At 58.9% G+C, this 15,060-nt stretch carries 11 protein-coding genes; 8 read left to right on the plus strand and 3 right to left on the minus strand.

The window, feature by feature from the left end:
• Nucleotides 1-452 precede the first annotated feature (452 nt).
• Together nac and cbl are read left to right on the plus strand one after the other, a co-directional pair.
• The gene (nac, locus tag IBT47_RS13165) at nt 453-1,370 is read left to right on the plus strand and encodes a nitrogen assimilation transcriptional regulator NAC (RefSeq protein WP_105594829.1); all 918 of its coding nucleotides are present in this window, start codon (nt 453-455) and stop codon (nt 1,368-1,370) included.
• A gap of 144 nt (nt 1,371-1,514) precedes the next feature.
• The gene (gene cbl / locus IBT47_RS13170; protein WP_200547918.1) at nt 1,515-2,474 is read left to right on the plus strand and encodes an HTH-type transcriptional regulator Cbl; all 960 of its coding nucleotides are present in this window, start codon (nt 1,515-1,517) and stop codon (nt 2,472-2,474) included.
• Nucleotides 2,475-2,618: 144 nt separating this feature from the next.
• Here cbl and IBT47_RS13175 read toward each other — a convergent pair whose 3' ends face one another.
• The 3 genes from IBT47_RS13175 to IBT47_RS13185 form a co-directional block, all read right to left on the minus strand.
• Nucleotides 2,619-4,352, minus strand: a complete 1,734-nt coding sequence (locus IBT47_RS13175) for an ABC-F family ATP-binding cassette domain-containing protein (RefSeq protein WP_200560859.1) — start codon at nt 4,350-4,352, stop codon at nt 2,619-2,621.
• Between the two features lie 309 nt (nt 4,353-4,661).
• On the minus strand, nt 4,662-5,339 hold the full coding sequence (locus IBT47_RS13180; protein ID WP_200560770.1) for an SDR family oxidoreductase: 678 nt from the start codon (nt 5,337-5,339) through the stop codon (nt 4,662-4,664).
• A gap of 185 nt (nt 5,340-5,524) precedes the next feature.
• Nucleotides 5,525-6,445, minus strand: a complete 921-nt coding sequence (locus IBT47_RS13185; RefSeq protein ID WP_200560771.1) for a LysR family transcriptional regulator — start codon at nt 6,443-6,445, stop codon at nt 5,525-5,527.
• Nucleotides 6,446-6,571: 126 nt separating this feature from the next.
• Here IBT47_RS13185 and IBT47_RS13190 point away from each other — a divergent pair, with 126 nt between their 5' ends.
• The 6 genes from IBT47_RS13190 (at nt 6,572) to IBT47_RS13215 (ending at nt 15,059) form a co-directional block, all read left to right on the plus strand.
• Nucleotides 6,572-7,927, plus strand: coding sequence for an MFS transporter (locus tag IBT47_RS13190; RefSeq protein ID WP_200560772.1), 1,356 nt, complete (start codon nt 6,572-6,574; stop codon nt 7,925-7,927).
• 123 nt (nt 7,928-8,050) lie between these two features.
• Complete coding sequence (locus tag IBT47_RS13195) at nt 8,051-9,508, plus strand: NAD-dependent succinate-semialdehyde dehydrogenase (protein WP_200560773.1); 1,458 nt, start codon at nt 8,051-8,053, stop codon at nt 9,506-9,508.
• A 389-nt stretch (nt 9,509-9,897) separates the two neighbouring features.
• Nucleotides 9,898-11,367, plus strand: coding sequence for an aldehyde dehydrogenase (locus IBT47_RS13200; RefSeq protein ID WP_105594836.1), 1,470 nt, complete (start codon nt 9,898-9,900; stop codon nt 11,365-11,367).
• A 39-nt stretch (nt 11,368-11,406) separates the two neighbouring features.
• Nucleotides 11,407-12,075 carry a haloacid dehalogenase type II gene (locus tag IBT47_RS13205; protein WP_200560774.1) on the plus strand — a complete coding sequence of 223 codons (669 nt, stop codon included), beginning with the start codon at nt 11,407-11,409 and terminating at the stop codon, nt 12,073-12,075.
• Nucleotides 12,076-12,093: 18 nt separating this feature from the next.
• Nucleotides 12,094-13,371, plus strand: a complete 1,278-nt coding sequence (locus IBT47_RS13210) for an FAD-binding oxidoreductase (RefSeq protein WP_200560775.1) — start codon at nt 12,094-12,096, stop codon at nt 13,369-13,371.
• Between the two features lie 83 nt (nt 13,372-13,454).
• Nucleotides 13,455-15,059 carry an ABC transporter substrate-binding protein gene (locus IBT47_RS13215; RefSeq protein ID WP_200560776.1) on the plus strand — a complete coding sequence of 535 codons (1,605 nt, stop codon included), beginning with the start codon at nt 13,455-13,457 and terminating at the stop codon, nt 15,057-15,059.
• Nucleotide 15,060 lies beyond the last annotated feature (1 nt).

The following is a 15,060-nucleotide window of genomic DNA, read 5'->3' on the forward strand; positions in this document are numbered from 1 at the left end:
CAAGACGCAGCCAAATCTCTTTCTGAAGGCGTGCATATTGCAACAAAGCCAGCTCATAGCTAAAAGGGCGACCGTTTCGCAGCAAAGCGACACGGTCGCCCATAACCGAAGCTATCAGCAGCGCCGTCCCTCTGTAATGGTCTTCGCCCACGGTTCCAGAAGCTGCGAAACGTTCGCCTTCTCCCCAATCCGCACCTCACCAACGCATCATCTGCACCATCACCGTGCGCCCAAACCTTGCAAATAATCCCGCTGAAACGCCAATCCGAGGCAATACCCCTTAGTGGGTAATCAGATTCTCTTATTTTACCGCCTGTTAGGCGGTCAGTAATAAGCCACTCGATTGTTTGTCAATTTCTGGCACGTCAATTGCAAAGATATATCAGTCAGAGTGAAAACTTATTACAAACGCCAGCTCAAACTGGCACTCGGGGATACGAGACGGAGGCAAAATGAACTTAAGACGACTGAAATATTTCGTAAAAATCGTCGATATCGGCAGCCTGACCCAGGCCGCTGAAGTCCTGCATATTGCACAGCCAGCGCTCAGCCAGCAGGTTGCCACGCTGGAAAATGAACTCGACCAGCAGCTGCTGATCCGCACCAAGCGCGGCGTTACGCCGACCGAAGCGGGTAAGATCCTGTATTCCCACGCTCGCACCATTTTGCGCCAGTGCGAACAGGCGCAGCTGGCGGTGGTCAACGCCGGCCAGGTCCTCACCGGGCAGGTCTCTATTGGGCTGGCTCCGGGCACGGCCGCCTCTTCGCTGACCATGCCGCTGCTGCAAACGGTACGCGAACAGTTTCCCGAAGTGCTGGTCTATCTGCACGAAAACAGCGGTTCTTCACTAAACGAAAAAGTGATGAATGGACAGCTTGACATGGCGGTACTTTATGACCGTTCCCCAACTGCCGGTATTACCAGCATTCCGCTGCTGAAAGAAGAATTATATCTGGTTGGCACCACCGCCTGCCCAGGCCAGCACGTCGACCTGGCCGCCGTTGCCGAAATGAATTTGTTCCTGCCGCGCGACTATAGCGCCGTACGTAAACGCGTGGATGAAGCCTTCTCCCTGCGCCGCCTCAGTGCCCGAATTATCGGTGAAATTGAGTCCATCGCTACGCTGACTGCCGCCGTTTCCAGCGGGATGGGCGTTACCGTTCTGCCTGAGTCCGCCGCGCGTGCGCTGGTCACCTCGACTAACGCCTGGATGGCGCGGATCAGCAGCCCGACGCTAAATCTGCCGCTGTCGCTGAATGTTTCTTCCCGCCAGCCGCTGTCACCGTCAGCGCAGGCGGTAAAGAATATTTTACTGTCGCTGCTCAACAGACCGGTCGTTGAAGATCGCGAACTGATGCTGGTTGGTTAATCCCTCTGTGCCGGGCGCGCAGCCGCGCGCCTCACTTCTGCCTTATCGCTAAAAAGCATATAAAACCTCTTTTTATTATTTGTTGCTATCAATTTGCATCCTTAACATGAAGGAAACCAGCAAATAACAGAGGGAGGAAAGCGCGTGAATTTTCAGCAACTTAAAATCATTAAGGAAGCGGCACGCTGCGAGTTTAATCTCACCGAAGTGGCTAACGCGCTGTTCACCTCTCAGTCAGGAGTCAGCCGCCATATTCGCGATTTGGAAGATGAACTGGGGGTAGAGATTTTTATCCGCCGGGGAAAACGCCTGCTGGGGATGACCGAACCCGGCAAAGCGCTGTTGACCATCGCCGAGCGCATTCTCGATGAGGCAGGCAAAGTCCGCCGTCTGGCGGACGTGTTTACCAACGAATCCAGCGGCGTTCTGACTATCGCCACTACCCATACTCAGGCACGCTACAGCCTGCCGAAAGTGATTAAGGCGTTTCGCGCACTCTATCCGCACGTGCGGCTGGAGCTGAATCAGGGATCGCCACAGGAGATTGCTTCCATGCTGGTCGCCGGCGAGGCCGATATCGGCATCGCCAGTGAGCAGGTGGTGAATAATCCGGCGCTGGCGGCGTTCCCGTGGTTCAGCTGGCACCATGCGCTGCTGGTGCCAAAAGGCCACGAGCTGATCCAGCAGCAGCCGTTAACGCTGGCGACCCTCAGCCGCTATCCGCTGATCACTTATCGGCAGGGGATCACCGGACGCTCGCGGGTGGATCGCGCATTCCATGCCGCCAGCCTGAAGCCGGATATCGTCCTTAGCGCCCAGGACTCCGACGTAGTGAAAACCTACGTTGAGCTTGGGCTGGGTGTGGGCATCCTGGCCGACCAGGCCTGCCAGCTGGATGAAAACTCGGATCTGGTTCGCCTTGAGGCGCGCCATCTGTTCGAGTCCAACACCGTCTGGCTGGGCCTGAAGCGCGGGCAGCTGCAGCGTAACTACGTCTGGCAGTTCCTGGAGCTGTGCAACGCGAATCTCTCACTGGAAGAGATCAAGCGCCAGGCGCTGGCACTGAGCAACGAAGAAGAACCGGCTATCGACTTCCAGATCTGACCGCCGCCGTTTCGGCGGTACGGACTGCCCAAAGAGCATCGCGCAGCCACTTGTGTGCGCGATCGCCCTCCAGGCGTCGATGCCAGAACGGACGATCGCCCTCCATCCGCAAATACCAGAGCAGGGCGACCGCCAGCTCAACCGCTAATCCAGCCCCAGAAGAGCATTCAGTTCAGCGATTTGCCGTTGCCACTGCTGCTGTAACTCCGGTTTCTGATGTCTGGGCCTGCGCGCCCGATCTTCTGCCAGTTTACTTTCCAGCTCCAGAAGCGCCGTCAGCCAGTGTTCCTCTTCGTTCGTGGCAATGACGGCCGCGGCCACCGGTGTTTTTTCTGGCGTTGCGGAATCCGGCACCGGCGTATCGGCCAGCAGGGCGTAAACCGGCGCCAGACTGTGCCACTCCGCCAGCCGCTGCTGATGAATAAGCCAGTATCGGTTGCAGCTCTGCTCAATCAGCATCCGGTCGTGAGAAACCAGCAGTACCGCGCCGCTAAAGGTTTTTAGCGTTTCCGCCAGCTCTTCTTTCCCTTCCATATCCAGATGGTTGGTTGGCTCATCCAGCAGCAGCAGCGAGTAGTTTGCCAGAGTCAGCCCGATAAACAGCAGCCTCGAACGCTCGCCGCCGCTCAGCGTGCTGACTTTTTGCTGATGGCGAAGATACGGAAAACCGGCACCGATCAGCGCCATTTTCCGCTGCTCTTCGGTCAGCGGCGCAAAGTTTGCCAGCGCATCCGACAGCGTGTCCTCATCCTGTAGCTGTTGCAGGCTCTGGTCGTAATACCCCGTACGCACTTTGGGATGGAAAATCACCCCATCACTCTCGGCTTCCATTCGGCAATATGCCTGCCACAGACGTTGTAGCAGCGAGGATTTTCCGCAGCCGTTACGGCCGACCAGCGCAATACGGTCACCGCTCTTCACCCGGAGCTCACCGACTTCAAACAGCACCGGCGCGCCCGGCGCAGGCCGCACCTGAAAGCCAGAAAATGCCAGCACGCGATCCGCCGGTAAGGCTTCACCGCGAAGCCGCAACTGCCACTGACTGCCTGCGGTGACATCGGTTTGCTCTTCCTTCATCCGGTCGACCTGTTTTTCCATTTGTTTGGCTTTACGCGCCAGGCCTTCGTTGTCGTAAACGCTGCCCCAGATGGCCAGCCGTTTGGCGCTTCTGGTTACTCGGTCAATCTCCTTCTGCTCGGATTGGCGGCGCAGTGCGTCTGCCGCATCTTTTTCCGCCAGCGTCCGGCGCGCCTGGGAGCAGGGGAGACGGATAAATTGCAGCCGGTTGTCGCGCAGAATCCAGGTACAGTTGGTGACGCTGTCCAGCAGGCTGCGATCGTGGGAAACCAGAACAAAACTGCCGTTCCAGTTTTGCAGAAACTGCTCAAGCCACAGCAGGGTGGGCAGGTCCAGATGGTTGCTCGGCTCATCCAGCAGCAGTAAATCCGGCTGACGGATCAGCGCACGTGCCAGCATCAGCCGCGTATGCTGCCCGCCGCTGAGCGTTCCGGCGGTCAGCGCCCAGCTATGTTCCTCAAAGCCCAGCGTCGCCAGCAGCACTTCGGCCTGCCAGCGTTCCGGCTGATGCAGGCTGACGGGCAAATGGTTCTGTACCGCATCGAGCAGCGTCGCATCGTGCAATACCGCAGGAAGATGCTGTTCTACCGTTGCCATAATGCAGTGGTTCGCCAGTGTAATCGTACCGGACAGGGCCGCCAGTTCTCCATTAAGGATTTTCAGCAGGGTACTTTTTCCGCAGCCGTTATGGCCGATCAGCCCGATGCGGTCGCCTTTCTTCAGGCCGAACGAAATCTCGGTCAGCAAAGGTCCGAAGGCGTTATCGAAGGATAAGGATTGTGCAGATAATAATGTCATGATGCTTACTCAAGTTTTACAGGCAAAGAGATGCCTCTCGTCAATAAAGCCGACGATAACCGGTAAGCCGGAGGGAAGTTCTCAGATTGTCAATCAGCTTCGCTCAAGCTGGTTATCGCAGCACGATACCGGTAACGCTTGAGCGGTGACGATCGCTAAGGACGAGTGAAATTAAAAAAACTTCACGGGTCAGCATGGCAATCCTCCTTATGTAGTCTGTGGGTGAATGAGTGGGCTGATTATATTGGGGATTTCCGAATTGTGCCACTGTCGAAAATCCCCGCAGCGGGCCAGTGGGGCGGCAGAGAAAATTTACCAGCGCAGTTTACGGCCGGAATATTCCACAAAATGGTGGCCGCCTTTGCCACGGTAGGCGTCAAACTGGTCGACAATCCCGGTGGCGCTTTCTTCTACGGTCAGCGTGGCATTTTCGCCGCCCATATCGGTTTTCACCCAACCCGGATGAATGGACAACAGCGTCAGCTCCTGCTGCTCCGTCGCTTCCTGCAACCCGCGAGTCAGCATATTCAGCGCGGCTTTACTGGCGGAATAGAGCGGATAGGTTGCGATCTCATTCTCGTTGAGGCTGGAAAGCTCCGAGCTCATCAGCGCCAGCACGCCGGTGCGGTGATTCAGCAGCGGGATAAATTCAGCCGCGGTGCGAACGGGGGAAATGGCATTGGTTAACAGCAGCTGAATAATCTCTTCATCACTCGCCTGATGAATGTCCTGATGGTCGGGGCCAAACACGCCTGCATTGATAAATATCAGATCAAAATGGTGGGCGGAAAGCGTGTTTTTGACCGCTTCCCGGGCTGCGGATTGATTGATGTCCAGTGTGACCCATTCCACCGCTGCGGGGCTTTTTTCCGGCACCGCCGCCCGCGTTGTTGCCGTTACCTGCCAGCCACGCTTTGCCAGTACGTCCACTACACCCAAACCGATGCCGCGTGAAGCGCCGACGATCAATGCTTTTTTAGAATCAGTCATATTCATCCTTTTATTTAATGCATTAACGTTAAGTTATCGCGTTGATTGCGTTCGAACGTGCGTTTCAGTATGGGTCAGCCTGCCGCAGGCAACAATGGACAGGTGTGCGATCTGCCCTGTTGGCGAGGTTTATTGTGAAGGTGCTGCCATCGATCGCGCATTCCATGCCGCCAGCCTGAAGCAGGCTATCGAGGTCCGGAACCGATCGTAACGTCTTCGGCATGACACACTTCCCGCAGGCAGTCGCGCAGCCAGGCGTGCGCGCGATCGCCATCCATTCGCGGATGCCAGATCATCGATATTTTCATGGTCAGCGGCGGGAGGGGAAGGGGCAGGATGACGGTGCCGTGGCGCAGGTTCTGCGTGTAGCGCAACGGCACGGTGGCAATCAAATCCGATCCCCGCGCCAGCGCAATCGCGGCGGAAAAACCGTCAACAATCGCGATAATATCCCGTTCAAGGCCCAGCGCTGCCAGCGCCTCATCCGCTCTGCCTTTCAGCTCACCGCTGCGCCCGGTCAAAATATGTTCCCCTGCGGCATAGCCCGCCACGGTCAGCGGAACGTCCGCCAGCGGATGGCCTTCCCGCACCACCGCAATCAGCCGATCCTCAAACAGCAGACGGGTACGCAGTTCCGGCCCGGCTTCGGCGTCTACTACGCCAGTGACCAGATCGACGCTGCCGTCGCGCAGCGTCTGACTGCTGCGGGTCAGCTTGGGCACAAAGCGCAGCCGCACCCCGGGTGCTTCCCGGCGTACGCGGGCAACCAGCGCCGGGCCAAAGTTTTCCACAAAGCCATCACGGGTTTGCAGGGTGAAAATGCGATCCAACGTCGCCAGATCCAGCGCCGCCGCGGGGCGCAGCGCCGCTTCCGCCTCATCGACCAGGCGGGCAATATGCTGGTTTAGCTCCAGCGCGCGCGGCGTTGGCACCAGCCCGCGTCCGGCGCGCACCAGCAGCGGATCGCCGGTCACCTGCCGCAGACGTGCCAGCGAGCGGCTCATGGCGGAGGGGCTGAGCTGCAATCGGCGTGCGGCGGCCGCCACGCTGCCTTCGCTGAGCAGCGCATTGAGGGTAAAGAGGAGGTTCAGATCGGGTTTGCTCATACGCTGATGTTAGCACAGCGCAACAATGAGATGGCGTTACATGCACGAATAACCTGCAATTCGTGCATCTTCCGCCTTATCAGCAACGGGTTTAGGCTGCGGGTAAATCAATATGGAGAGGCATCCATGAGCCAGACCTGTTATCAATCTTCACCTTATTCATCCGCCGCGCTCTGCGCGCTGGCGCTGACCACCATGCTCTCCTCTATGAGCAGCAGCATCGCCAACATCGGCCTGCCCGCGCTTGCGGCGTTCTTTCACGCCTCGTTTTCCCAGGTCCAGTGGGTGGTACTGACATACCTGCTGGCGGTGACCGGTTCGGTGCTGGCAATGGGCTGGCTGAGCGATCGCTTTGGCCGCCAGCGACTGCTGGCCGCAGGTGTGCTGCTGTTCACTTTAGCTTCGCTGGCCTGCGGGCTGGCCGGTCACCTCGGCTGGCTGATTGCCGCGCGGCTGATCCAGGGGCTGGGGGGCGCAATCATGCTGGTGAACAGCCTCGCGCTGGTGGTGCAGGTGGTTCCGGCCGATCGCAGCGGGCGGGCAATGGGCGTGATGGGATCGCTGTCGGCGCTCGGCACCGCGATGGGACCGGCGTTTGGCGGCGTGCTGGTGGCGGCGTTTGGCTGGCGGGCGCTGTTTTTGATTAATCTGCTGCCCGGCCTGCTGCTGTGGTTGCTGATCCGGCACAGTCTGCTGTCGCCGAAGGGTTCCGCTTCTGACAAGGCAGGTGAAACCGCAGCAGTAACCACCGCGAAAGCCGGAAGTCCGGCATCGGTAATGCCAGCAGACACGGCAGCCATAGATCGTTCAGGCGCAACGGCTGATGCAGGCGTCATGCCACCTTCACCGTCAACGGCGGGGAGTAAGCTGAATCCGCTGCTGCGCCAGCGGGCGCTGATTGCCGGGCTGCTGCTCAGCCTGGTGGTGGCGGCGGTGATGATGACCACGATGGTGGTTGGGCCGTTTTATCTTGCCGCTGGCCTGCATCTCAGCCCGCGTCAGAGCGGTATGCTGATGGCGCTGGGGCCGCTGGTTGCCGTAGCCACGGGTCTGCCCGCCGGGCAGCTGGTGGATCGCATTGGTTCGCCCCGAGCCACCGCGTGTAGCCTGCTGGCGGTGGCGGCCGGATGCGGGCTGCTGACCGAACTGCCGCAGGCGATGGGCCGCAGCGGCTATGCCATCGGACTGATGCTGCTGACGGCAGGTTATGCGTTATTTCAGGCCGCCAACAATACCGCATTGCTGAAAGGGGCCGATCCGGCGCGGCGCGGGCGAGTTTCCGGCATGCTGAATCTGAGCCGCAATCTGGGATTTATCGCCGGTGCAGGGCTGATGGCGACAGTTTATGCCACGGTGGGGCGGGATCTTCCCGCGGTGGATGCGGCTTCGCGCGGGCTGAGCGTCACTTTTGGTCTGGCCGCCGGGATGGTATTGCTGGCGCTGATTGTCGCCCGGCCATGGCGAAATTCGCCCACGGCATAAAATTTCGTTTCGCCATCGAAAACCCTTTTCCGGGCGTATCCCTGCGCCGCATAGCGCAGCATACATTGCTCGCTCTCCGCTACATTGGATAACAGAGGATCGATAACCTATTCAGGAGTTGCCATGTTTGCATCACGTTTACGGGACGCCACCCTGCTGCGCCAGCAGGCCTTTTATGCCGGAGCCTGGCAGGGCGCGATTAATGGTGAAACGCTGCCGGTGATTAACCCGTCCAGCGGTGAAGTGCTCTGTACCATCCCTGCACTGGGTGCCGAAGAGACTCAGCGGGCGATTGACTATGCGGAAGCGGCACGCAAAAGCTGGGGCAAAACCACCAATGCCTCCCGCGCGCTGCTGCTGGAGAAATGGCATCAGCTGATCCTCGATAACGCTGACGATCTGGCGGTGATCATGACCGCTGAACAGGGCAAGCCGCTGGCGGAAGCCAAAGGCGAAGTGCTGTACGGTGCCGGTTTCGTCAAGTGGTTTGCCGAAGAGGCGCGCCGCATCTATGGCGATACCATTCCCGCGCCGAGCGAAGATCGCCGTATTCTGGTGCTGAAGCAGCCGGTAGGCGTCGCGGCGGCCATCACGCCGTGGAACTTCCCCATTGCGATGATCACCCGTAAAGTCGCACCGGCACTGGCGGCGGGCTGCCCGATTATCGTCAAACCTTCCGAACTGACGCCGCTGTCGGCGCTGGCGCTGGTTGAGCTGGCCCAGCGGGCCGGTATTCCGGCAGGTGTGCTGCAGGTGGTGACCGGCCTGCCGAAAGAGATCGGCGAAACGCTGACTGGCAGCCGCACGGTGCGGAAAATCTCCTTTACCGGGTCCACCCGCGTGGGCCAGCTGCTGATGCAGCAGAGCGCTGACAGCATCAAGCGCCTGAGCCTGGAGCTGGGCGGCAACGCGCCGCTCATCGTCTTTGACGATGCCGACCTCGATATCGCCATCAGCGGCATTATGATCAGCAAGTTCCGCAACGCCGGTCAGACCTGCGTTTGCGCCAACCGCATCCTGGTGCAGCGCGGCATTTATCCAAAGGTGGTGGAGCGTCTGCTGGCCGAGGTGGCGAAGCTGAAGGTCGGTGACGGCTTCGCCGACGGCAGCACCATCGGCCCACTGATCAATGCGGCGGCGGTAGCAAAAGTGAATGCCCATATCTCCGATGCCGAACAGCTCGGCGCGACGGTACTGACCGGCGGCGTCAGCAGCGGCGATGGCACCTTTGTTGCGCCAACGGTTCTGGGTGACGTCACCACGCAAATGCGTATTGCCCATGAGGAAACTTTCGGCCCGGTTGCACCGCTGTTTATTTTTGATACGGAGGAGGAAGCGATTAATATGGCGAACGATACGCCATTTGGTCTGGGTGCTTACTTCTTCACCGAAAATATACGCCGGGCGTGGCGAGTGGGCGAAGCGCTGGAATTCGGAATGGTCGGATTTAATACAGGTTCCGTCTCGCTTGAGGTTGCGCCGTTTGGCGGCATTAAACTCTCGGGAATAGGCCGCGAAGGCTCCCGTTACGGTATTGAAGAATATCTGGAATCCAAGGCGTTCCATTTCGGCAGCTTGTAAATACTTTTTTTTAAATTCTTCGACGAAGCCCGCACCCCAAAATGGTGCGGGCTTTTTTATTTGTGATGGCTATCACTTAATCAAAATCAATATTGTCTCTGCTCTTCTCTGGTGCAGTTTTAGTACCAGAATCACCATCATGGTGCGTTCATTTTGTGATGAAAATCATCTATTTAAATAGTCGGTTTAACTGTAAAAAATACCCCGCTATTACGGCACAAAATTTTTTTGGCGTCTGTTTTACGCATTTTTATTTTTTAGCTGACTGGCATACTTTCTGCATTACTTAATACAAAGGCGAATAACCAAAGCCGAAAACATTGTTAGTCAGCCAGCCAGATAAGGTGCCGATAAATAATCTTCCGGCCCGATCTGAATAAGGATTCAACATGCTAAGTTTTGACCCGGAAAAAATAGCATTACCCGCAGGGCACTACATTAACGGCCAGCATCAGGCCGGAGAAGGCAGTGCGCTGCTGGTGAATCGTCCTTCCGACGGCCTGCCTGCCGGGCAGCTGTATGAAGCCGACGCGCAGAAGGTGGATGAAGCAGTCAGCATTGCGGATCGCTCGGTGCGCGAAAGCGGCTGGGCCAGCTGCCCGCCGCGCCAGCGCGGTGCGGTACTGCGGCGCTGGGCCGACCTGATCGCCAGCGACACCCAGCTGGCGCAGCTGGAATCGCTGGGATCGACCCGCCCGATCAGCGACGTGATTAACCATGAAATCCCGTTTACCGCCGAAGCCATTCGCTTCTATGCCGAATGTGCCGATAAGTACAGCGGCGATGTGCTGCCAACCCGCGATGCCAGCCTTGGCATGCTGGTGCCGGAACCTTACGGCGTGATCGGGGCGATTACCCCGTGGAACTTCCCGCTGTCAATGGCGTCCTGGAAATGCGGCCCGGCGCTGGCAGCAGGAAATGCCGTGGTGCTGAAACCGTCCGAGCTGACGCCGTTCTCTACCGTGCGTATGGCCGAGCTGGCCGTGCAGGCGGGCCTGCCTGCGGGCGTACTGAATATCGTGCAGGGCGGCGGTGCTGTTACCGGCAGCGCGCTGGTCGCCCACCCGCTGGTGCGCAAAGTCTCCTTTACCGGTTCTACCGCCACCGGGGCGCGCATTATGAGCGACGCCGCGTTTAACGGCATGAAGCCGGTGACCCTTGAGCTGGGCGGCAAAAGCCCGCAGCTGGTGTTTGACGACGCGGGCGATATTGATGAAGTCGCCGGACGTATTCTGCGCGGCTTTACCGCCAACGGCGGCCAGGCCTGTGTGGCCGGTACACGGCTTATCGTCCAGCGCGGTATCGCCGATGCGCTGGTCAGCAAACTGATCGAACTGTGCCAGTGCTTCCGTCCCGGTGTGACCTGGGATGAGAACAGCCGCTACGCGCCGATGATTGATGCCCGCCAGGCAGCGAAAGTGGCCTCGGTGGTCAGCAGCGCGCGCCAGCAGGGTGCCGAAGTGCTGGTTGGTGGTGAACGCTTTGCCGACACCGGCGAAGGCTACTTCTGGCAGCCCACGCTGCTCAGCGCCGTCAGCAACGATAACCCGGCGGTGCAGGAAGAGATCTTCGGGCCGGTACTGACCGTGCAGATCTTCGACGACGAAGCCGAAGGCCTGGCGCTGGCATCACATCCGACCTACGGCCTGTGCGCCGGAGTACATACCAAAAATATTGACCGCGCCCTGCGCGCGATGCGCGGAATCGCCGCCGGTACGGTGTGGATCAACCGCTACGGTCGCTCCGGCGACTTCATTATTCCAACCGGTGGCTTCCACGGCTCCGGCATTGGCAAGGATTTAGGTCGCCAGGCGTTTGAAGCCTGCCAGCGCTATAAAAGCGTGCTGATCGACTTCTGAAACCCTTAACTCAACACCGAACTCTGAAGAGGTAGCGTAATGGCTGTGTTCAAACCGAAATTTATCACCTTCGACTGCTACGGCACGCTGATCAACTTCGATATGGCCGGTGCAGCCGCCGCCATCTTCGCCGATCGCATCAGCCCGGAGCAGATGAGGGCGTTCACCGACGACTTCTCCGTTTACCGTATGGATGAAGTGCTGGGTGCCTTCAAGCTCTATCCGCTGGTGGTAGCAAACGCGCTGTTCCGCACCGCAAACAAGTGGGGCGTGGAATGCACCCAGGCCGACTGCGACGCGGTTATGACGGCCTGCGCCACCTGGGGTCCGCATCCTGATGTCCCGGCTGGTTTGGCGAAAGTGGCGAAGGAATTCCCGCTGGTGCTGCTGACCAACTCCACCGATGAACTGATCAAAAACCACATCCCGCGCCTGGGTGCACCAATTCACATGACCATCACGGCGGAAGAAGTAGGTGCCTACAAGCCGCAGATGAAAGGCTTTGAGTACATGCTCAACAAGCTGAACTGCGGACCGGAAGAGATCCTGCACGTCTCCAGCAGCCTGCGCTACGACCTGATGACCGCTTACGATCTGGGCATTAAAAACAAAGTGTTCGTTAACCGCGGGCACGGACCGGCCAACCCGGCCTATGAATACACCGAAATCAGCGATATTGGCGGTCTTCCGGGCGTTGTAGGGCTGTAAGGCACAGAGGAACAGGCGATGAAACTGGAATCATTCTGGCAGGCAACCGCACCCGAGTTTACCGGTGCGACCGTTGGCGACTTACCGGCCACGGCGGATGTGGTGGTGATTGGCGGAGGCTTTACCGGCATCTCTGCCGCGCTGAATCTGGCGCGCAGCGGCGTTAACGTGGTGGTGCTGGAAGCGGGGCAGGTGATGAGCCAGGCCTCGGGCCGCAACGGCGGCCACTGCAATACCGGCGTGGCGCAGAACTTTTCTGCGCTGGTGGCAAGCCAGGGCGTTGAGCAGGCGACCCGCTACTATCGCGCCTTTGCTGACGCCGTGGACTACGTGCAGAGCGTGGTGGTGGATGAGCAGATCGACTGCGATTTTCGCCGCTGCGGCAAGCTGAAGCTGGCCAGCAAAGCATCGCATCTGCCGTCGCTGGTCGCAGCCTGCGAGATGATGAAGCGCCATGTTGACCAGGATGTGGAAATTCTCAGCCGCGACGATGTGCGGCGTGAAATAGATTCACCCGATTTTCACGGTGGCCTACTGCAGCAGCACGGCGGCCAGATGCATATGGGTAAATTTGGCGTCGGGCTGGCGGAAGCCGCCGCGCGCGCCGGGGCAGCCATCTATCCGCACACTGCGGTGACCGGACTGACCCGTCTTAACGGTTATCGCCACCGTGTCAGTACCGTGAAGGGCGACATTGTGGCGGAAAAAGTGCTGATGGCGACCGGTTGCTCCAACATCGGTCCGTTTGAGTGGTTCCAGCGCCGCATTATTCCGGTGGGCAGTTTCGTCGTGGTGACTGCCCCACTGGAAGAACGCGTGCTGAACCGCCTGCTGCCGGGCGATCGCACCTATGTGACCTCGCTGAATCTGGGCAACTACATGCGTACCACCGCCGACCGTCGTCTGGTATTTGGCGGCCGTGCACGCTTCGCCATTAGCAGCCCGACCTCCGATGCCCGCAGCGGTGATGTACTGAAGGCCGGTATGCAGAAGATGTTTCCTTCCCTCGGTCATGTACCGATCGACTACTGCTGGGGCGGGCTGGTGGATATGACCGCCGACCGCCTGCCGCACGCGGGGGAACACGAAGGGGTGTTCTACTCGCTGGGCTACAGCGGTCACGGTACGCAGATGTCAGTGTGGATGGGGCGGGTGATGGCCGACCTGGTAGCAGAAAAGGCCAACAACAATCCGTGGCAGCGCAGCAGCTGGCCCGCGGTTCCCGGCTACTTTGGGAAACCGTGGTTCCTGCCGGTAGCGGGCCTGTATTACAAGGCTAAGGATCGGCTCTCCTGATAACTGCCCGCTTCGGGCCGCGCAGTGGCGCCGCCCGATTCAGACAGGTTATCGCAGATTAACAACGCTTTAGGGGTGTACTGATGAGTAAATTTCGCAAAGAATTTAGCCATGCTAACCCGTCCTTAACCCAGGCCATTACGGATGTGTCTCTCTCTCGCCGCAGCATGATGAAACTGCTGTCGGCGGGCGCGGTGATGAGCACCGGCCTGATTGGCTTCCCGGAGTTCAGCTATGCGGCCGAAACCCCGGTACTGGGCGGCAAGCTGCGTGCAGCGGTAGCCAACGCCTCGGCCAGCGACACGCTTGATCCGGCCAAAGGCAGCAACAGCGGCGACTACTGCCGCCTGTTTATGTTCTACAGCGGCCTGACCGAACTGGATAAAGACCTGAAGGCGCAGCCTGCGCTGGCGGAAAGCATTGAAAGCAGCGACGGCCTGACCTGGCAGGTAAAACTGCGCCAGGGCGTGACCTTCCACAACGGCAAGGCGCTGACCGCAGAAGACGTGATTTACTCCCTGAGCCGTCATAAAGATCCGGCGGTGGCGTCAACGGCCATCACCCTGGCCGGACAGATGAAAGAATTCCAAGCGGTCAGCCCGTCTGAGGTGCAGATCGTGCTGGAGCAGGCCAACTTCGACCTGCCGTCGATTCTGGCGACCAGCTCCTTCCTGATCGTACCGGACGGCACCAAAGACTTTACTAAAGCCATCGGCACCGGTCCGTTCACCCTGAAAGAGTTCCAGCCGGGTGTGCGCACCGTCGGCAGCAAAAACAAAAATTACTACAAGCCGGGCCTGCCGCGCCTGGACGAAGTGGAGCTGATGGGCGTGACCGATCCGGCCGCGCGCGTGAATGCCCTGATGTCCGGCGATCTGCAAATGGTATCGACCCTGTCGGCCAACGACGTGAAGCGCCTGAAGCAGAACGGCAAGTTCAACGTGCTGGAAAGTAAATCCGGCATGTACAGCGACCTGATCATCCGCACCGATACCACGCCAGGTAATAACGCCGACTTCGTGCTGGCGATGAAGTATCTACAGCCGCGCGAAATGATCGTCAAAACCGTGCTGCAGGGCTTCGGCGATGTCGGTAACGATACTCCGGTTCCACCGTGGCATCCGATGTACAACAAAGAGCTGCCGCAGCGTCCGCTGGATATCGACAAAGCGAAGTTCCACCTGAAAAAAGCCAACATGGTCGGCGCGAAAGTGGAAATCATCACCACGCCGAACATCGAAGGGGCCGTTGAAGGTGGCCAGCTGATCCAGCAGATTGCCCGTTCGGCCGGTCTGAACGTCTCCGTGCGTCGCGTGCCGTATGACGGCTACTGGTCATCACACTGGATGAAAGATCCAGTGGGTTACGGCTCGGTCAACCCGCGCCCGACGCTGGATATGCTTTTCTCCCAGTTCTACCTTTCCACCGCGCCGTGGAACGAGTCCGGCTGGAAAAACGAGCAGTTCGACCAACTGGTGGCTGCTGCCCGTGGCGAAAGCGACCAGGGCAAACGCAAGCAAATGTATGGCGACATGCAGAAGCTGGTGTATGACAACTGCGGCACGCTGATCCCGGCCTTCATCAGTTCGATGGACGGCTGTAGTAACAAAGTGAAAGGGGTTGAGGCCTGGCCGTCAGGAATGATGATGGGCTATCGCTTCCACGAGTTTGCCTGGCTCGCTTCCTGAT

The organism is Erwinia sp. S43 (assembly GCF_016624745.1).
Lineage (GTDB): Bacteria > Pseudomonadota > Gammaproteobacteria > Enterobacterales > Enterobacteriaceae > Erwinia > Erwinia coffeiphila.